Origin of the sequence: Novosphingobium sp. (assembly GCF_020852455.1) — a bacterium.
Taxonomy (GTDB): domain Bacteria; phylum Pseudomonadota; class Alphaproteobacteria; order Sphingomonadales; family Sphingomonadaceae; genus Novosphingobium.
Genome location: NZ_JADZAT010000001.1, coordinates 17,234 through 35,703, shown reverse-complemented (window position 1 = coordinate 35,703; position 18,470 = coordinate 17,234). Strand labels below are relative to the sequence as shown.

Genomic DNA, 18,470 nt, shown 5'->3' with positions numbered 1-18,470 from the left:
CTAGCCTGGCCCTGGCAAGGGCCTGAAATAATGAGGGGTGCCCATGTCCGACGGCGAAGATATCATCCTGCGTGACCTTAACGATGCCGACCTGGTCGAGCAGATGAAGGACGACCTTTACGACGGCCTGGCCGACGAGGTCCACGAAGGAACCACGATCCTGCTCGAACGCGGCTGGGATGCCAACGACGTGCTGTCCGAAGCGCTGGTCGAAGGCATGCGGATCGTCGGGATCGATTTCCGCGACGGCATCCTGTTCGTGCCCGAAGTGCTGCAGTGCGCCGGCGCCATGAAAAGCGGGATGGAACTGCTCCGCCCGATCCTGGCCAACAGCGATTCGAAGGCCAGCCTGGGCACTTACGTGATCGGTACGGTCAAGGGCGACATTCACGACATCGGCAAGAACCTGGTCGGCATGATGCTGGAAGGCGCCGGGTTCGAAGTGATCGACCTGGGAATCAACAACCCGGTCGATAACTACCTGGCCGCGATCGACAAGCACAACCCGGCGATCCTGGGCATGTCGGCGCTGCTCACCACCACGATGCCCTACATGGGCGTGGTGATCGAGGAACTCGACAAGCGCGGGATCCTCAAGAACCTGCCGGTTATGGTCGGCGGTGCGCCGCTCAACCAGGAATTCGCCGACGCGATCGGCGCAACCAGCTATGGCCGTGACGCTGCCGTCAGTGCTGAGCTGGCCAAGGCCCTGGTTGGCAAGAACCGGTAATGTCCGACACCGCTGCCCGACGGACCGGTGGCCGCCAGGCCAGGCTGGGCCGCCGGGCGCGGCCACAGGAAGCGGCCTCACCCGCACCGGAATCGCTCGTCACCACCAGCGCCAACCCCGATGGGCCAGTGCTGGTGCTGGCCTGCGGGGCCATTGCCAACGAAATCATTGCCCTGCGCGAGCAGCTTGGCATCGCCGATGATGCCATGGTGCTGCAATGTCTGCCGGCCGAATTGCACAACCGTCCGGGTCAGATCGCGCCGCGGGTCGATGCCTACCTCAGCGAACACCGCCACAAGTATTCACGGGTGATCCTGGGCTATGGCGATTGCGGCACCGGCGGTGCGCTCGACAAGGTGCTCGAGCGTCACGATGCCAAGCGGCTTCCCCACGCGCACTGCTATGAATTCTTCGCCACGACACCGCGTTTCAATGAAATCTCCGAAGCCGAGATTGGCAGCTACTTCGTAACCGATTTCCTGGTCCGGCATTTCGACCGTCTGGTGTGGGAGGGCTGCGGGCTCGACCAGCGGCCTGAAATGCTCGAAACCTATTTCGGCAATTACCGCGACCTGGTCTACCTTGCCCAGACCGACAGTCCGGATCTGCAGGCGAAGGCGCAAGAAGCCGCCGAGCGGTTGGGCCTCCGCTACGTCTATCACAAGGTCGGCTACGGCGATCTCACCCAAGCAATTGCAGGAACTGTCAATGTATAGGGTTCGCCTGTGGTCGGTGCGCCATTCGCGCCAGCTGGAATGGATCTATGGCACCTTCAACCCGCTGTTGGTGAAGCTGCTGCGCGGGACCGTGAAGCTGTTCGGGACCAGGCTCGACAAGCCGATCACCAAGGTCGAAGCGGTGGCCAAGGGTTTCTTCTTCGACTGCAAGATGTGCGGAGACTGCGCACTGTCGAAGACCGGCATGTCCTGCCCGATGAATTGCCCCAAGACGATCCGCAACGGCCCCTGCGGCGGCGTGCGCGAGAACGGTCACTGCGAGGTGAAGCCCGAAATGCGCTGCGTCTGGGTCGCGGCCTGGGACGGGGCATCGCGCATGAAGGGCGGCGATGCGATCAAGTCGGTGAACTTCGCGGTCGACAATCGCGGCAAGGGAACCTCTTCGTGGCTAAAAATGGCGCGTGAGGAACTGGGCCATGACTGAGCGCGCGGTGATCGACGCCGAAGGGCTCAACCCCGGCGATCCGCTGCCGCGGCTGCCGGACCATGTCAGCCATGGCCGGTTCGAACGCGTGCTGCGGGCCGGGCACTTTGCCGTTTCGACTGAGATCGCACCGCCTGACTCCGCCGATCCAGAAGAAGTGCTGCGCCGCGCCTCGCTGTTCGACGGTTATGTCGATGCGATCAACGCCACTGACGGATCGGGCGCAAACTGCCACATGTCGAGCCTGGGGGTCTGCGCGCTGCTGACCCGCGAGGGCTATTCGCCGATCATCCAGGTCAGCTGCCGCGACCGCAACCGGATCGCCATCCAGGGCGATCTGCTGGGCGCAGCCGCGCTGGGCGTCTGTTCGGTGCTGTGCCTTTCTGGCGACGACGTCTCGGTGGGCGACCACCCCGAAGCCAAGCCAGTGTTCGATTTCGACAGCGTCTCGCTTTTGCAGACCGTCCGGACCCTGCGCGACGAAAGTCGGTTCCTGTCGGGCCGCCAGCTCGATCTGCCGCCTCGGTTGTTCCTGGGCGCCTCGATCAATCCCTTCGCCCCGCCCTATGCAAACCGGGTCGATCAGTTCGCCAAGAAGGTCGCGGCCGGCGCGCAATTCGTCCAGTCGCAGTATTGCTTCGATGTGGACATGGCGCGCGAATTCATGGCTCGCTCACGCGATCTGGGGCTGACCGAGCAGTGCTATGTGCTGATGGGGGTCGGCGTGCTCGCCTCGGCCAAGACCGCCAAATGGCTCAAGAGCGCGATCCCCGGGGTCCATATCCCCGATGCGATCATCAAGCGGCTCGAGCAGGCCGAAAAGCCCAAGGCCGAAGGCCGCCGGATCGCGGTTGAGCTGATGCAGCAATTGGCCGAGATCGAGGGGATCAGCGGCATTCACGTCATGGCCTACAAGCAGGAGGAATGGATCGGCGAAATCGTCACCCAGTCCGGCGTGCTGCAAGGGCGCAAGCCCTGGGCCCCCACCCACCTTACCCATATCAAGCAACCCGCTTCAGCCTGAGGAATAGCCGATGTCCAGAACCGTACTCAGTTCCGCCACCAAGGAAGTCATCATCGGCTTCGACCAGCCCTTCGTGATGATCGGCGAACGCATCAACCCGACCGGGCGGAAGCTGCTGGCTGCGGAAATGAAGGAAGGTAATTACGATCGCGTGGTTGCCGATGCCTTGGCCCAGGTCGAAGCAGGCGCCCAGATGCTTGACGTCAACGCCGGCATCCCGCTGGCGGATGAACCCAAAATCCTGGCCGAAGTGGTCCAGCTGGTCCAGTCGGTCACCGATGTGCCGCTGTGCATCGACAGCTCGATCATCGAAGCGCTTGAAGCGGGCCTTGCAGTCTATAAGGGCCGCGCGCTGGTCAACTCGACCACAGCCGAAGATGAAGTGATGGAACGCGTCCTGCCGCTGGTTAAGAAGTACGACGCCGCAGTGGTCGCGATTTCGAATGACGACACCGGGATTTCGGAAGATATCGATGTGCGCTTCGAGATCGCCAAGCGCATCGTCGAGCGCGCAGCCGATCACGGGATCAAGAAGGAAGACGTCGTGGTCGATCCGCTGGTCATGCCGATCGGCGCAATCAACAAGGCCGGAAACGACGTGTTCCGCCTTGTGCGCCGTTTGCGTGAAGAGCTGGGCGTCAACACCACCTGCGGCGCATCGAACATCGGTTTCGGTCTGCCCAATCGCCACGCGATCAACAACAGCTTCCTGCCGATGGCGGCCTGTTCGGGCATGACCAGCGCGATCCTCAACCCCTGTCACGAAGGTCTGGTCCCGGCGATCAAGGCCGCCGACACGCTGAACGGGGTCGATCCCAACTGCGCCAACTGGATCCGCATGTTCCGCGAACCCAGCCCCGAAGGCGAAGGTCGCGGCGGGCGCGGCGGACGCGAGGGTCGGCGTCGGCGTGGCTGACGATCGGGTCCATACCGGCGGATGCTTCTGCGGCGCGGTCACATACCGCGCCACAGCGCTGCGCGACATCTGGTTCTGCCACTGCCGCCAGTGCCGTAGCCTGACCGGGCATTACATCGCAGCTTGCCGCACTGGCCGCGAGAACTATCAGATCGCGGGAGAATTGCGCTGGACCGCAGTTTCAGAGCAAAGCTCACACGGGTTTTGCGCCAGCTGCTCCAGCCCGCTGTTCTGGTCGACCGAGCACAGCCCCAATATGAGCGTGCTGGCCGGTTCGCTTGACCATACCCGAGGGATCGAAACCTGCGGGCACATCTTCGTTGCCGAAAAGGGCGACTACTACGAAATCGCTGACGGGTTGCCGCAGTATGCCGGCTACCCCGAAGGAGGAATGCAAGGCCAATGAGCGGCAAGCACAAGGTCATCTTCACCCCATCGGGGATCCGCGCCACGGCAGAACCGGGCCAGAGCGTCTATAACGTCGCGCTCGCCTCGGGCGTGGACATCCTCTCGATCTGCGGCGGCAAGGGCCTTTGCCGGCGCTGCCAGATCGAATTCGAACCGGGTGACTATTCCAAGTTCGGCATCAAGGTTGAGGACGGCAGCCTGTCGGGCTGGACCGACAGCGAGGAAAAGGCGGTCAAGCGCGGCGATCTCAAGCCGGGTCGCCGCCTGGCCTGCCGGGCGCAGGTGCTGGGCGATGTCGTCGTCAATGTTCCGGACGATGCGCGCCACCAGGTTTCCAGCATTTCCAAGGATTCGACCGGGTTCGAAACAGAGCTGAACCCGGCGATCAAGCTGTTCATGGTCAAGCTGCCGGTCCCGCAGCTGGACGACAATCCCAGCGATACCGAAGCCCTGATCGCGGCCTTGCGTGAATTCGGGGTCGATACCCAGATCGAATTGCGCCCGCTGGCCAAGCTCCAGCCGATCCTGGCCCAGCATGAGCGTGAGCTGATCGCGGTTGTTCGCGATGACAAGTGGATCATCGACGTCTGGCCCCCTGCCCCGTTCGATGCCTATGGCGCGGCGATCGATATTGGCTCGACCAGCGTGGCGCTCTACCTCTACGATCTCACCAACGGCGCGCTGGTCCACCAGGCATCGGCAATGAACCCGCAGATCCGCTTTGGCGAGGATCTGATGAGCCGCGTGTCCTATGTGATGATGAACAAGGGCGGCGAGGAAAAGCTCACCGCCGAAATTCGCGGCCAGATCGCCAAGATGCTTGAGGACGCCCGCGCCAAGCTGGATCTGGGCCCTAACCAGATCCTGGAAGTGGTGCTGGTGGGCAACCCGATCATGCACCACCTGTTCCTGGGGCTGAACCCGGTCGAGCTGGGCCAGGCGCCGTTTACGCTGGCGGTGAAGGATTGGTTCGAAGCCCCGGCGCCTCGCTTCAATCTGGGCATTTCGGAGACCGCGCGGATTTCGATGCTGCCGCTGGTCGGCGGGCATGTTGGTGCGGACACCACCGGCGCCTACTTGAGCCAGCTTGACGTGATGACCGGGCGCTCGGTCCTGCTGGTTGATATCGGCACCAATGCCGAAATCGTGCTGAGCCATGGCGGCAGGGTTGCGGCCTGCTCCTCGCCAACCGGCCCGGCCTTCGAAGGCGCCGAAATCAGCGCCGGGGTGCGCGCCACACCCGGCGCGATCGAGCGGGTGCGGATCGATCGCGAGACCTTCCAGCCCAGCTTCCGGGTAATCGGCGGCGAAGAATGGCTGTCCGATGCCCAGGACGACATCGCCGACAAGCGCGTGGTCGGGATTTGCGGATCGGGGATTTTCGAAGTGATGGTCGAACTGGCCAGCGCCGGACTGATCAACGAAGGCGGCCTGTTCCGTCCCGAGGCGGCCCCGCACCGCTTCATGCAGGACGGCCAGAGCTGGAAATATGTGCTGCTCGACCGGCCGGAAAACCCGCTTTACGTCAAACAGACCGACGTGCGCGCGGTGCAGCTGGCCAAGGCCGCGCTGGCGGCAGGCGTCAACCTGCTGGTCGATTTCCTCGAATGCCCGGGCTTTGACGAAGTGCTGCTGGCGGGCGCGTTCGGCACCCACCTCGACAGCCAGTATGTCGCCGATATCGGCATCATCCCGATGGCCAGTGCGGCGCAGATCCGCTCGGTCGGCAATGCTGCGGGCATGGGTGCCGCGATGACGCTCTACAACCAGGCCGAGAAGGCCCGGATCATCGAGGCGGTAAAGCATATCATTAAAGTTGAGACTGCTACCGAGCCCAAGTTTCAGGACTACTTCGTCGCTGCTATGAAATTCCCGACCGCTCCCAAACAGGAAGGCGATGCCGCGACCGGTCGTGGTCGTCGCAGCCGCAATCGCGCCAGATAACAAGGATACTGCAATGTCGAGAGATGGACGCACCGGAGGCCGCCGTGGCCGTGCCGCAGCAAATGCTGCCGAGGCAGCTCCGCGCGAGGCCTATATCAAGCGCAACATCCCGCCTTATTCGGTGCTGGGCGATGCCGACCTGGCGATCCTGGAACATAATGCCGATACGATCCTTGAAGAGATCGGGATCGACATCAAGGACGATCCCGAAGCGATCGCGCTGTTCGTGGCGGCCGGGGCGACGGCCGATGGCGTGCGCGTGCGTTTCCCGCGCGGGATGTGCCGCGAGATCATCCAGAACAACGCTCCCTCGATTTTCACCCAGCACGCGCGCAACAGCGCCAACAACGTGGTGATCGGCGGCAACAACACGGTGCTGGTCCCGGCCTATGGCAGCCCCTTCGTCTACAGCCGCGAAGGCGGGCGCCGGTACGCCACGATCGAGGACTTCCGCAATTTCGTGAAGCTGGCCTACATGGCCGACAGCCTGCACCATTCGGGCGGGACGATTTGCGAGCCGGTCGACCTGCCGGTCAACAAGCGCCACTACGACATGGTCTATTCGCACATCAAATACAGCGACAAGGCCTTCATGGGTTCGGTCACCCACCCCCAGCGCGCCGAGGATTCGGTCAGCATGGCCAAGATCGTCTTTGGCGAAGACTTCGTCGAAGAGAACTGCGTGATGATCAACCTGATCAACGCCAATTCGCCGATGACCTTCGACGAAACCATGCTGGGGGCACTCAAGGTCTATGCCCGGCACAACCAGGCGACCATGGTCAGCCCGTTCATCGTGGCCGGGGCGATGAGCCCGGTGACGGTCGCCGCGGTGGCCGCGCAGAGCCTGGCCGAGGGCATGTGCGGCATGGCGCTGGCCCAGCTGTGCCGCCCGGGCGCCCCGGTGATCTACGGCAACTTCGTCTCCTCAATGTCGATGCAGTCGGGCGCCCCGACCTTCGGCACTCCCGAAGCATCGCTGATCATCAACGTCGGTGCAGCGCTGGCCCGCCGACTTGGCGTGCCGTTCCGCAGCGCGGGCGGGTTCAACGCCTCGAAGGTGCCCGATGCCCAGGCCGCCTACGAAAGCGCCAACACGCTGCAGCAGGGGCTGCTCGCCGGCGTCAACTTCATGCTCCACACCGCCGGCTGGCTCGAAGGCGGGCTGGCGATGGGCTATGAAAAATTCGTGATGGACTGCGATCAGGCGGCGATGATGGCGATCTACGCCAAAGGCGTGGACATGAGCGAGAACGGTCAGGCGCTCGACGCGATGCGCGAAGTCGGCCCGGGCCAGCACTTCCTGGGTTGCAGCCACACCCAGGCGAACTTCAAGACTGCGTTCTATCGCTCGACCGTTGCCGACAACAACAGCTACGAACAGTGGGTGGAAGACGGCAAGCAGGACGCCGAACAGCGCGCTGAGAAGCTCTACAAGGAAATGCTGGCGAGCTACACCGGTCCTGAACTCGATCCCGATATCGACGCCAAGCTGGTCTCGTTCATGGAAACGGCCAAGGCGAGCTTCCCGGATTCGAACATCAGCTGAACCGGACAGATCGATGCAAGCCGAAGTAATCGACGGGCGCCGCCTGGCGCGCGAGGTGACCGATGCCGTCGCCGCCGAAGTCGCGACGATGGCGCGCAAGCCGGGTCTGGCGGTGATCATCGTCGGCGATGACCCGGCCAGCCATCTCTATGTGCGCAACAAGGTCCGCACGGCCGAGCGCGTGGGCTTCAAGTCGGAAACCATCCGCCTGCCCGCCGATACCAGCGAGGCCGACGTTCTGGGCCGGATCAACTGGCTCAACAGCCGCGAGGATATCGACGGGATCCTGGTCCAGCTGCCGCTGCCCCCGCAGCTGAACACGCTGCGGGTGATGGCCACAGTCGATCCTGCCAAGGACGTTGACGGGCTGCATGCGCTCAACGCCGGCAAGCTGACCCAGGGCAGCCGGGCGCTGATCCCCTGCACGCCGATGGGCTGCCTGAAGATCATCAGGTCGGTCATTCCCGATCTCACAGGTTGCCATGCGGTGGTGATCGGCGCGTCGAACATCGTCGGCAAGCCGATGGCTGCCTTGCTGCTGGAAGAGAACGCGACCGTCACCCAGACCCACATCCACACCCGCGACACCCAGTTCATCTGCCGCGGCGCCGACATCCTGGTCAGCGCTGTGGGCAAGCCCGGGCTGGTCAAGGGCAGCTGGATCAAACCGCGCGCGGTGGTGATCGATGTCGGCACCAGCCGGGTTGAGCAGCCGGACGGTACCGTGCTGACCAAGGGCGATGTCGATTTTGATGAAGCGGTGAAGGTGGCTGGGGCAATCACCCCGGTCCCGGGCGGGGTCGGGCCGATGACGATCGCTTGCCTGATGGAAAATACCCTGATTGCCGCCAAGGCGCGAATGGCCTGATATCTGTCATTAATCCCGGCAATGGACTCGCCACCTCGGAAGCGGCGGTCTAGCCTCCCCTCGAAGGGGAGAAGCGCATGGCCGACTGGGCAGACAATATCGATACGGGCAACTATGGCAAATCGACCCGGACGATCATGGGCCTGCAGGTCGATCCGCTGGTGTTCTTTCCCACCGCAGTGATCTCGTTGGCGGTGATCGTCTATTCGCTGATCGCCCCCGAGCAGTCGGCCAAACTGTTCAATGACGTCCGCGTCAATGCAACCACCAGCTTCGACTGGTTCTTCATGTCGGCCGGCAACCTGCTGCTGCTGTTTTGCGTCGTGATCGCGCTGTCTCCGCTCGGCCGGATCCGTCTGGGCGGCAAGGGCGCGACGCCCGACTATTCGCGGATGTCGTGGTTTTCGATGCTGTTCGGCGCCGGGATGGGGATCGGCCTGATCTTCTATGGCGTGTCAGAGCCGGTTTCGCATTTCACCACTTCGATGGCGGGTGGACCGGCAGCGCCGCTGGGTGGTGCTATCGGCAACCACGCGGGCGCGCGCGATCTGGCCATGGCCGCGACGATTTTCGACTGGGCGCTGCATCCCTGGGCGATGTTCGCGGTCACCGGCCTGGCGCTGGCGCTGTTTGCCTATGATTTTGGCATGCCGCTGTCGATGCGGTCGGCCTTTTACCCGCTGTTCGGCAAAGCTGTCTGGGGACGGCTGGGCGACGGGATCGAGGTACTGGCGGTCTTTGCGACGATCTTCGGCCTCGCCACCTCGCTCGGCCTGGGCGCACAGCAGGCCATGGCCGGGATATCCTTTCTCTACCACATCACCAGCACGCCCTTCTCGATCCTTTGCCTGATCATGGTCATGGCGGCGGTGACCTTCCTATCGGTTCGCGGCGGGATCGACCGCGGAATTCGGATCCTCAGCGAACTCAACATGCTGATGGCCTTCGCACTGATGCTGTTCGTGCTCGCAATGGGTCCGGCGGTTGAACTGCTGGGTGATCTGGTCCGCAACGTGTGGACCTACCTTGCCAACCTGCCCGCGCTGGCCAACCCGGTCGGCCGCGAGGACAGCGGCTTCTACCGTGACTGGTCAGTTTATTACTGGGCCTGGTGGATCAGCTGGGCGCCGTTCGTAGGGATGTTCATGGCCCGCATCTCGCTGGGCCGCACCGTGCGCGAATTCATCGCCGGGGCCATGATCGCCCCCAGCCTGCTGGGAATTATCTGGCTGACGATTTTCGGCGATGCCAGCATTTCAGCGATCGTCTCGGGCAAGGTTGAGGGCTTCAGCCAGGTCAGCCTTGAAACCCAGCTGTTTGTCCTGCTGGAAACACTGCCGATCGCTCCGATCACTTCGTTCGTCGCGATCTGCCTGATCCTGGTGTTCTTCGTGACCGGCTGGGATTCGGGCACGCTGGTGATCGACACGATGACGTCCGGCGGTCAGACCGAAACCCCGCTTGCGCAGAAGACCTTCTGGCTGTTCGCGGTTGGCGGGATCGGTGTTGTGTTGTTGCTCAGCGGCGGGCTCAATTCGCTCCAGGCCGGATCGATCGCCACTGGTCTGCCGTTGGGGCTGGTACTGGTGTTGATGTGCGCGGGAACCCTGCGGGGGTTGTTGGCAATCCACCGCCGCCAACGCCAGGACTGATTGCATGTCCCGCCGCGAGACTTGCAATGTCGTAGTGATCGGCGGCGGAACCGCCGGTTTCGCTGCGGCCTGTTCCGCCGCGCGCCAGGGTGCAAGCGTGCGGCTGGTTGAAGCCGGGAGCAAGATCGGTGGGGTAATGTCTTTCTGCCCGGGCATGCCGTGGGGCGGTGGCTATCCCCTGGGCACCAGTATCGGCGGAATTTTTGCGGAATTGACTGATCGCCTGGCCGGAATGAATCCGCCTTGTGCCCAAGTTCGCCCCAGCACACTGGAAAACTTCGGGCGCGAAGTGCTCTATGATCACGAAGCCGCAGTCTTCGCCATGTTCCAGATGCTGGAAGAGGCTGGCGTGGTCTGCCACCTTGGCACCTTCGCCGGACAGCCGGTAATGGACGGCAAGCGGATCGCGGCGATCGAATTTTATGACCGCCGCGGTCCGCTGGTGATCGAGGCCGGAATGGTGATCGATGCTTCCGGCGATGGCGATATCTCTGCAAAGGCCGGAGTACCCTACAGCCTGGGCGACGGGCACGGCAACATGATGGGGGTCACCCTGTCCTTCACCATGATCAATGCACCGTGGGTGCGCGTCTTTGCCAAGGACGACCCCTATTTTCAGGCCGAAGCCGCCGTGGGCGTGGCTGAGGGCCGGCTTCATCCCGATCTTGCCAAGCTTTACCTGATGCGCGGTTTCCATCCCGACAGCGTGTTCTGCAATTCGGTGCACATCCGAGGCGTTGACGGCACCGATCCTCAGCAAGTCACGGCGGCGACCCAGGAAGGGCGAAGACGCTGCCACCAACTGTCGCGTTTCCTGATCGAATGCGTTCCTGGGTTCGAGAACGCCCGCATGGTCGAACTCGGGCCAACCGTCGGCGTACGGGAAACCCGGCGGCTTGAGGCATTGCATCGCATCTCCGGGGCTGAAATCGCCGCTGCTACCAAGTTTCCCGACGGCATCGTCGCCTGTGACAATCCGATCGACGATGTGATGCGCGGCGAAGGCGAGATGACTCACGCTGCGGCAGTGGCGTCTGGCAGTTACTATACCATTCCCTTCCGTACGCTCGTCCCCGCCGCGATCGACAACCTGCTGTTCGCGGGGCGCCTGATCTGCGCAGATCCGATTGCCTTTGCCTCGGTCCGCGGCATGCCGCAGTGCATGGCAATGGGCGAGGCGGTTGGGATTGCCGCAACGATGGCACTCATGGCCGGGCTGACGGTACAGCAGGTCAATTCTGACGCACTGGTCGCGGCGCTGGTCCAGCGCGGCGTCAAAGGCATCGGGGACATGCCACTGGTCTGACCAACGACCCGTTCGTCGAGAAATTTAATTAGGCGATTAACAAAGATTCTTGCGGATATGGTTTCATATGAAATCCGCATGGTCTTGAACCTGGCGTCCACGACTGCCAATTCAGGGCCTCCTGATGGAGGCATTTGGTATGCGCGCGGCATTCTACGAACGGGTTCGTGAAACCCTGGGCGAAATCGACAGCCAGGGGCTGACCAAGCATGAGCGCCCCCTCACCTCCCCGCAGGCGGTAGAGGTTGAAGTCGATACCCCCGCCGGGCGCAAGCGTGTGATCAACTTCTGCGCCAACAATTACCTGGGCCTGGCTGACCACCCCGACCTGATCCAGGCAGCGCATGACTATTCCACCAGCCATGGTTTCGGCATGGCTTCGGTGCGGTTCATCTGCGGCACGCAGGACATCCACCGCCAGCTTGAACGGCGGATCGCTGGCTTTTTCGGCTTCGATGACAGCATCACATTTGCCGCTTGCTTCGATGCCAATGGTGCGGTGTTCGAGCCTTTGTTCGGCGCAGACGATGCGATCGTTTCGGATTCGCTCAACCATGCTTCGATCATCGATGGCGTGCGGCTCAGCAAGGCGCGGCGCTATCGGTTCGACAACAACGACATGGCCGCGTTGGAGCAGCAGCTGCAACTGGCCGCCAGCGAAGGCAGCGGCACCACGGTGATCGTGACCGACGGGGTCTTCTCGATGGACGGCTACATCGCCCAGCTGGGCGCAATCTGCGATCTGGCCGACAAGTATGGCGCGCTGGTGATGGTCGATGATTGCCACGCCGCCGGCTTCATGGGCGAAACCGGCCGCGGCACGATCGAGCATTGCGGAGTGATGGGCCGGATCGACTTGCTCACCGGCACGCTGGGCAAGGCGCTGGGTGGCGGTATGGGCGGCTATATCTGCGCCCGGCAGGAAGTGGTCGATCTGCTGCGCCAGCGCGCAAGGCCCTACCTGTTCTCCAACGCGCTCGCCCCGGGGCTGGTCGGGGCCAGCCTGAAGGTTTTCGACATGCTGGAGGCCGGCAATCCGTTCCGCGAGCAGCTGTTCGCCAATGCCGCGCGGTTCCGCGCGGGGATGGCGGCGGCGGGCTTTACCCTGCAACCCGGTGAGCATCCGATCATCCCAGTCATGCTGGGCGATGCCCGACTGGCCCAGCAGATGGCCACCGCGCTGCTTGATGAAGGGATCTATGTGACCGGGTTCTCATTCCCGGTGGTTCCGCGCGGGGCAGCCAGGATTCGCACCCAGATGAGCGCCGCGCACACATTCGCCCATATCGACCAGGCAATTGCCGCCTTCACCAAGGTCGGCCGCGAACTGAAGGTGATCTGATCATGACCCAGACCATGCCCGCACTGGTCAAGGCCAAGGCCGAACCCGGCATCTGGCTGCAGCAGCAGCCGATCCCCGAACCCGGCCCCGATGAAGTACTGATCCGCGTCCACCGCACCGCGATTTGCGGCACCGATATCCACATCTACAACTGGGATGACTGGGCCCAGCGCACCATTCCCGTGCCGATGATCGTGGGCCACGAATTTGGCGGCGAAATTGCGGCGATCGGATCAAACGTCCGGCGTCCGCTCAGCATCGGCCAGCGGGTTTCGGGCGAAGGCCACCTGATCGGCGAAAAGAGCCGCGCGGTGCGTGCCGGGCACTTCCACCTTGATCCCGAAACCCAGGGCGTCGGCGTCAACCGGCCCGGGGCTTTTGCCAAGTACCTGTGCATTCCGGCCTTCAACGTGATCGCCCTGCCCGATCACGTCGAAATGGACGTGGCGGCGATGCTCGATCCGCTGGGCAATGCGGTGCACACGGCGCTGGCTTTTGACCTGATCGGTGAAGACGTGCTGATCACCGGCGCCGGCCCGATCGGGATCATGGCCGCTGCGGTGGCCCGGCATGTCGGCGCGCGCCACGTGGTGATCACCGATATCAATCCCTACCGGCTTGAACTGGCCGGCAAGATTGCTGATTGCCTGCCGGTCAACGTCGCCCAGGAAGACCTGATTTCGGTGCGCCACAAGCTGGGCATGACCGAAGGGTTCGACGTCGCCATGGAAATGTCGGGCGCAGGGCCCGCGCTGGACCAGATCGTGGACAACATGGTGATGGGCGGCAAGGTGGCCATGCTGGGCTTCCCGCCGGGCGAAACAAAGATCGAATGGAGCAAGATCGTCTTCAAGGCGCTGACCATCAAGACGATCTATGGCCGCGAGATGTTCGAGACCTGGTACAAGATGCTCGCCATGCTCGGATCGGGCCTCGACGTTTCGGGGCTGATTACCGAGCGGCTTGACCACACGCAGTTCGCACAGGGCTTTGAAGTGATGCGCAGCGGCAAATCGGGCAAGGTGGTCCTGGACTGGACCACCGCCTGACCGGTCAGCCGGGCGGCTGCGCCCAGATGTGCGCTCCCCAGACCAGCGCTGCACTAGCGACCAGCGACAGGTAGGGCAGGATACCCGCGCGCGGCGTGATGTGCTGCCGCTCGAACGGATCCTCGTCTGTCCCCTCGCTGACCGGGAACTTGCCCTTGTCCTGGACGTAGTGGCGATAGGCGAAGACCGGCACGATCAGCAGCACTGCCAACAAGCCATTGCGCAGCGTGCCTTCGCCCCAAACGTCGGCCCCCGCGCCCATCCAGGCCATATTGACGAAACCGAACACTGCCCCAGTCGCCAGCAGCCAGGTTGGTGCGCGGTAGGGCCGGTTCCAGTCCTTGCGATCGATCCGGTGGATCCAGCCGGCCTGCAGGTTCAGGAAGTTGAACACGAAGTAGCAGACGTTCGAAATCATCAGCACCGCGAAGTAGTCCGACGCGAGCAGCAGGAAGAGGTTGAACAGCAGGTCGGTCCACATCGCCGGGGTTGGCGCGCCATGTTCGTTGACCTTCGAAAGATAGCGCGGCAGCCAGCCATCGACCGACGCCTGGTACAGCGTGCGCGACGATCCCAGCATCGAAGTCATCACGATCAGCAACAGCGACAGCACCAGCATGACAATCAGCAGGTTGCCGATCACCGCCCCGCCCCCGACGATCTGCGCCAGCGCCCGGGCCACGCCCGAACCGTCGTTGATGCTTGGATCGAGCATGCCCTGAAGGCCGAGCGAGGCCTGGAAGGCCAGCGGCACCAGCACGAAAATTGCGATGCAGAGCAAGCCTGCAGCAATGATCGCCCGGGCGGTATCACGCGCCGGATCGCGGAATTCGCGGGTGTAGCAGACCGCGGTTTCAAACCCATAGGTTGACCAACCCGCCCCAAACATCGCCCCCGCCAGCAATGTCAGCCCGGCAGTGTCCCAGGTTCCGAAACCGGGATTGCCCGCCGCGTCGCGCAGCATCGGCAGCAAGGGGAACAGGTTCTCACGCGGCAGATCGCCGGTGATGAACGGCACCAGCCCGACCAGCAGCAAGGGGGTCATGCAAAGCAGCCCCAGCACTTTCTGGAAGTTGGCCGCACGCGCTGCGCCGTGGTGCTGGAGGAAGAAGGTCAGCAGCAGGAAGAGCGTTGCGATGATCGAGATCAGATTGATCCGCAGGTGCAGCCCGTCACGGATGAAGTCGAGGTTGAGCAGGCTCAGTTCCCAGGTGCGGATGGCCGCATCAGCCGGGAACAGGCTGACGGTGACATAGGCCGCGGCAAGGCCCGTCCCCAATGCCAGCACCGGCGACCAGGCGAGCCAGTTGCACCACACCGATATCGGCGCGATAAATTTGCCGTAGGGCAGCCAGCCCGCCGCGCCATAGACCGAGGCACCGCCCGACTTGTCAGGATAAAGCCCGGCAATCTCGGCATAGACGAAGCTCTGGATGAACCCCATCAGGATCGAGGCGATCCAGATAATCCAGCTGGGCTGGCCGATCATCGCCGCGATCCCGCCCATGGTCAGCAGCACGCCGGCCGGAACCCCGCTGGATGCCCAGAACGCGTCTTTCCAGTCCAGCTGGCGCCGCAGCTGCAGCTGGTCGGTTACATCAATTGCTTCGGCCTGGCTTGCCACCTTTCAGTCCCCTTCCCCCATCGTGCGACGGGCCCGCCTTCGGATTGCGTCCAAAGGCAGGCCCGCGCCAATCAGCTATGCTTCGGTCTCACTTGCCGAAGTTGTAGCGAACGCTCACGCCCCAGGTCCGCGGCTTGGCATAAACCCCCAGCGTGTCGCCCCAGTAGAGCGAGCCGTCGAAGGCATAGACCCGGTAAGCCCGGTCGAACAGGTTGCTGACGAAAGCTGCAATCTCAACCCGGTCATCGGCAGTGGTGAAGCCAATCCGGGCATTGGCCACGGCATAGCCCTTCTCCTGCTCAACCGGGGCGCACATCACGGTGAAGCACATCGAGCTCTGGAAGATCGCATCGGCCTGGACCGATGCGGTGCCGCCAGCCAGCCCGAACTCATACCGCGCCATCGCGCTGCCCGAAAACTCGGGCGCCTGCGGCAGGTCATGGTTCACCAGGGTCACCCCATCAGGCAGCAGCACGCCCTTGACCTCGCTGTCCTGCCAGGCACCCGACAGCTGCAGCGTCAGGCCCTTGGCCGGCTTGGCGGTAAAGTCAGCCTCGATCCCCTTCACCGTCGCCGGCAGGTTGCGGACCACCTGGGTAAAGCCAACCTGCACGAAGGCCTGATAGTTCTGGTAGTCGTAATAGAACGCCGCGACGTTGAAAGTGGTCCCCGGTGCAAGCGTGGACTTCAGGCCCAGTTCGTAGGAGTTGAGCGTTTCAGGCTTGTAGGCCAGATTGTTGAGCGTGTCGGTCAGCGCCGCCGGGAACGGGGTGCCGGTCGAGAAGGTGAACCCGCCCGATTTTGAACCGCGGTTGTAGCTGGCATAGACCAGCACGTTGTCGCTGGGCTTGTAGTCCAGCTGAAGCCGGGCGGTGACCCCGCTATAGCTCGGTTCGGCATCGGCAGGAGTGATGGTCACCCCGGACGGCAGGTTGCTGTTATAGCTCCACGAACCGGGAACGGTGGTTCCGGTCAGGTCGGTGTAGGACACATTGTCCGGCCCGAAATGCAGCGACAGCGCATAGGACGGCAGCACGTGAACGGCATCATAGACGCCCCGCTTGCTGTCATGCCAGTACCGCAGGCCGCCGATCAGCTTGAGCTGGTCGGTGACCTTGAATTCGTCCTGCACGAAGAAGGCGAAGCTCTCCGTCCGCTGGGTAAAGTTCACCAGCGGATCATAGGCGATGAACGGCACGGCATACTTCGCCTCGTATTCGCCATCGATGATCATCCCGAAACCACCGAAAGTCAGGAAATTGCGATCAGTGGTGTGGGCCACGCGCAGTTCCTGCGAATACTGCTCAACCTTGGCGTCCTGATAGAACACGGTCCCCGAAGCATAGCAGGTCAGGCTGGCATTGGGCGACGGGCACGGTGCGGTGGCCGGCGGCGTCACATTCTCGACATAGGGAATTTCGGGCGGGCCATCGCCGCTTTCGATGTAGAACTTCTTGAGGTGCTGGTAATCGCTGATCGAAGTGACATCCAGCGAGCCCAGCTGGGCATCAATCCGCAGCGTTGCGCCAAACATCTTGCGATCGACATAGGCCGGTCCGGTGCCCGCAGTCTTCCACGGGCTGCCGCCCTGCGAAGCCGCGATCGAGGGATCGAAATAGCCGTTACCCGCGGTGCCCACCGTGCCCCAGTAGCCGCAGCTATCGGTCGGCGACATGAATTCGCCCTGGAACTGGGCATTGGGACAGGTGGGGGCATAGTTGTAAACGCCCGCCTGGCGTTCCTTGTCAGCCTGCGAATAGCGCAGCGTCAGCTTGGCCTTGAAACTGTTCGACGGCTCATAGGCCAGAATCCCGCGCAGCGCCCAGTGGTTGTTCGCCCCGCGATCCTTTTCACCAGGCGTGATGTTCTTGATATACCCATCGTCGGCATCATAGATCCCGGCGATGCGCGCGCTGAGCGTGTCGCCAAGCGGTCCTGAAATCGCGCCTTCCAGGATGGTCTGGTTGAAGCGGCCATAGGTGGCCTTCACGTAGCCTTCGGTTACGCTGGTCGGCTGGTTGGAGATGAACTGAACCGCGCCGCCGGTGGCATTGCGTCCGAACAGCGTGCCTTGCGGGCCGCGCAGCGCCTCGACCCGGGCAAGGTCGAACACCGGGAAGCTCGCCGTGGTGATCGAGCTGGCATAGCTGTCATCCTGATAGACCGCGACCGGCGGCTCCTGCTGGTCGCCATAGTCGTTCTGCGAGACCCCGCGCATATTGAACACGACCTGCGACGATGAGTAGGCGTTGTACTTCAGGTTCGGGATGGCCGAAACGACATCGATCGCACTGGTGATCGAACGGTTCTTCAGCTCTTCCTTGCCCAGCACCGATACCGCGATGCCAACATCCTGCAGCTTCTGCTCACGCTTTTGCGCGGTGACAACGATGTCGGTGGTGTCTTCGCTGGCTTCCTCGCTCGCCTCTGGTGCGGACTGGGCCTGGGCGGCACCGGCGGACAAGCCTCCCGCAACGATCGCCAGGGAAGCGGTAGCGCGCAGCAAGGCTGCGAACCGGGGTGAATGCAAACGAACGGCCATGGTAACCCTCCCGATTATTGGGCGGCCCCTGGCTAGACTTGCGCCGATTGGGTGGCCGCCGATCGACCTTTTTCGATGCGAAGCAGAATGATCGATATTGAACGCGCGTGCAACCCCTCACAAACTTACCGCGCCGCGGCCGCCGGGTTGCCGTCAGCAGCGCTACGTTCGTTCAGGATTCGCGCGCAATTCGCAGTATTTCAGGACTTTTTCTGCGATATTTGCCGCAACGGATGGCGCTAATGCTATCCATCAGAACGGCTTATATCGCTCCAGCATTGAGAATTTTCCCGTAGGCGACACTTCGAAGCGATGCTATTGAACGGCCATTCAATCAAACGAAAGAGGACGCGCT

The 18,470-nt window shown here is 62.9% G+C and carries 15 protein-coding genes; 13 read left to right on the top strand and 2 right to left on the bottom strand.

The window, feature by feature from the left end; translation table 11 throughout:
- The first annotated feature begins 43 nt into the window (after window positions 1-43).
- The 13 genes from IT549_RS00130 (at window position 44) to tdh (ending at window position 13,949) form a co-directional block, all read left to right on the top strand.
- Window positions 44-730 carry a corrinoid protein gene (locus IT549_RS00130; protein ID WP_292968998.1) on the top strand — a complete coding sequence of 229 codons (687 nt, stop codon included), beginning with the start codon at window positions 44-46 and terminating at the stop codon, window positions 728-730.
- Entirely contained in the window at window positions 730-1,446 is a 717-nt protein-coding gene (locus tag IT549_RS00125) for a DUF1638 domain-containing protein (RefSeq protein WP_292968996.1), read from the top strand. Before IT549_RS00130 ends, IT549_RS00125 begins: the two co-directional genes overlap by 1 nt.
- Window positions 1,439-1,891 (top strand): methylenetetrahydrofolate reductase C-terminal domain-containing protein, encoded by a 453-nt coding sequence (locus tag IT549_RS00120; protein WP_292968995.1) that lies wholly within the window; start codon window positions 1,439-1,441, stop codon window positions 1,889-1,891. Before IT549_RS00125 ends, IT549_RS00120 begins: the two co-directional genes overlap by 8 nt.
- Complete coding sequence (locus IT549_RS00115) at window positions 1,884-2,915, top strand: methylenetetrahydrofolate reductase (RefSeq protein WP_292968993.1); 1,032 nt, start codon at window positions 1,884-1,886, stop codon at window positions 2,913-2,915. Before IT549_RS00120 ends, IT549_RS00115 begins: the two co-directional genes overlap by 8 nt.
- 10 nt (window positions 2,916-2,925) lie before the next feature.
- Window positions 2,926-3,831, top strand: coding sequence for a dihydropteroate synthase (locus IT549_RS00110; protein ID WP_292968991.1), 906 nt, complete (start codon window positions 2,926-2,928; stop codon window positions 3,829-3,831).
- Window positions 3,824-4,237, top strand: a complete 414-nt coding sequence (locus tag IT549_RS00105; protein ID WP_292968990.1) for a GFA family protein — start codon at window positions 3,824-3,826, stop codon at window positions 4,235-4,237. The genes IT549_RS00110 and IT549_RS00105 overlap by 8 nt, the downstream gene beginning before the upstream one ends.
- On the top strand, window positions 4,234-6,183 hold the full coding sequence (locus tag IT549_RS00100; RefSeq protein ID WP_292968989.1) for an ASKHA domain-containing protein: 1,950 nt from the start codon (window positions 4,234-4,236) through the stop codon (window positions 6,181-6,183). Before IT549_RS00105 ends, IT549_RS00100 begins: the two co-directional genes overlap by 4 nt.
- A 13-nt stretch (window positions 6,184-6,196) precedes the next feature.
- The gene (locus tag IT549_RS00095; protein ID WP_292968988.1) at window positions 6,197-7,732 is read left to right on the top strand and encodes a trimethylamine methyltransferase family protein; all 1,536 of its coding nucleotides are present in this window, start codon (window positions 6,197-6,199) and stop codon (window positions 7,730-7,732) included.
- Window positions 7,733-7,745: 13 nt separating this feature from the next.
- Window positions 7,746-8,600, top strand: a complete 855-nt coding sequence (locus tag IT549_RS00090) for a tetrahydrofolate dehydrogenase/cyclohydrolase catalytic domain-containing protein (protein WP_292968987.1) — start codon at window positions 7,746-7,748, stop codon at window positions 8,598-8,600.
- Between the two features lie 77 nt (window positions 8,601-8,677).
- On the top strand, window positions 8,678-10,252 hold the full coding sequence (locus IT549_RS00085) for a BCCT family transporter (RefSeq protein ID WP_292968985.1): 1,575 nt from the start codon (window positions 8,678-8,680) through the stop codon (window positions 10,250-10,252).
- A 4-nt stretch (window positions 10,253-10,256) separates the two neighbouring features.
- Complete coding sequence (locus IT549_RS00080) at window positions 10,257-11,558, top strand: FAD-dependent oxidoreductase (RefSeq protein ID WP_292968984.1); 1,302 nt, start codon at window positions 10,257-10,259, stop codon at window positions 11,556-11,558.
- Window positions 11,559-11,682: 124 nt separating this feature from the next.
- Window positions 11,683-12,900: a glycine C-acetyltransferase gene (locus IT549_RS00075; protein ID WP_292968983.1), complete on the top strand. Its 1,218-nt coding sequence runs from the start codon at window positions 11,683-11,685 to the stop codon at window positions 12,898-12,900.
- A gap of 2 nt (window positions 12,901-12,902) precedes the next feature.
- The gene (gene tdh / locus IT549_RS00070; protein WP_292968981.1) at window positions 12,903-13,949 is read left to right on the top strand and encodes an L-threonine 3-dehydrogenase; all 1,047 of its coding nucleotides are present in this window, start codon (window positions 12,903-12,905) and stop codon (window positions 13,947-13,949) included.
- A 4-nt stretch (window positions 13,950-13,953) separates the two neighbouring features.
- Here tdh and IT549_RS00065 read toward each other — a convergent pair whose 3' ends face one another.
- Entirely contained in the window at window positions 13,954-15,573 is a 1,620-nt protein-coding gene (locus IT549_RS00065) for an APC family permease (RefSeq protein WP_292968979.1), read from the bottom strand.
- Window positions 15,574-15,661: 88 nt separating this feature from the next.
- Window positions 15,662-18,115 (bottom strand): TonB-dependent receptor, encoded by a 2,454-nt coding sequence (locus IT549_RS00060; RefSeq protein WP_292968978.1) that lies wholly within the window; start codon window positions 18,113-18,115, stop codon window positions 15,662-15,664.
- Window positions 18,116-18,470 lie beyond the last annotated feature (355 nt).

What these genes read in the sequence shown, in the direction of transcription:
- IT549_RS00130 (WP_292968998.1), top strand. Translation starts at nt 44, where the DNA reads ATGTCCGACGGCGAAGATATCATCCTGCGTGACCTTAACGATGCCGAC.
- IT549_RS00125 (WP_292968996.1), top strand. Translation starts at nt 730, where the DNA reads ATGTCCGACACCGCTGCCCGACGGACCGGTGGCCGCCAGGCCAGGCTG.
- IT549_RS00120 (WP_292968995.1), top strand. Translation starts at nt 1,439, where the DNA reads ATGTATAGGGTTCGCCTGTGGTCGGTGCGCCATTCGCGCCAGCTGGAA.
- IT549_RS00115 (WP_292968993.1), top strand. Translation starts at nt 1,884, where the DNA reads ATGACTGAGCGCGCGGTGATCGACGCCGAAGGGCTCAACCCCGGCGAT.
- IT549_RS00110 (WP_292968991.1), top strand. Translation starts at nt 2,926, where the DNA reads ATGTCCAGAACCGTACTCAGTTCCGCCACCAAGGAAGTCATCATCGGC.
- IT549_RS00100 (WP_292968989.1), top strand. Translation starts at nt 4,234, where the DNA reads ATGAGCGGCAAGCACAAGGTCATCTTCACCCCATCGGGGATCCGCGCC.
- IT549_RS00095 (WP_292968988.1), top strand. Translation starts at nt 6,197, where the DNA reads ATGTCGAGAGATGGACGCACCGGAGGCCGCCGTGGCCGTGCCGCAGCA.
- IT549_RS00090 (WP_292968987.1), top strand. Translation starts at nt 7,746, where the DNA reads ATGCAAGCCGAAGTAATCGACGGGCGCCGCCTGGCGCGCGAGGTGACC.
- IT549_RS00085 (WP_292968985.1), top strand. Translation starts at nt 8,678, where the DNA reads ATGGCCGACTGGGCAGACAATATCGATACGGGCAACTATGGCAAATCG.
- IT549_RS00080 (WP_292968984.1), top strand. Translation starts at nt 10,257, where the DNA reads ATGTCCCGCCGCGAGACTTGCAATGTCGTAGTGATCGGCGGCGGAACC.
- IT549_RS00075 (WP_292968983.1), top strand. Translation starts at nt 11,683, where the DNA reads ATGGAGGCATTTGGTATGCGCGCGGCATTCTACGAACGGGTTCGTGAA.
- tdh (WP_292968981.1), top strand. Translation starts at nt 12,903, where the DNA reads ATGACCCAGACCATGCCCGCACTGGTCAAGGCCAAGGCCGAACCCGGC.
- IT549_RS00060 (WP_292968978.1), bottom strand. Translation starts at nt 18,115, where the DNA reads ATGGCCGTTCGTTTGCATTCACCCCGGTTCGCAGCCTTGCTGCGCGCT.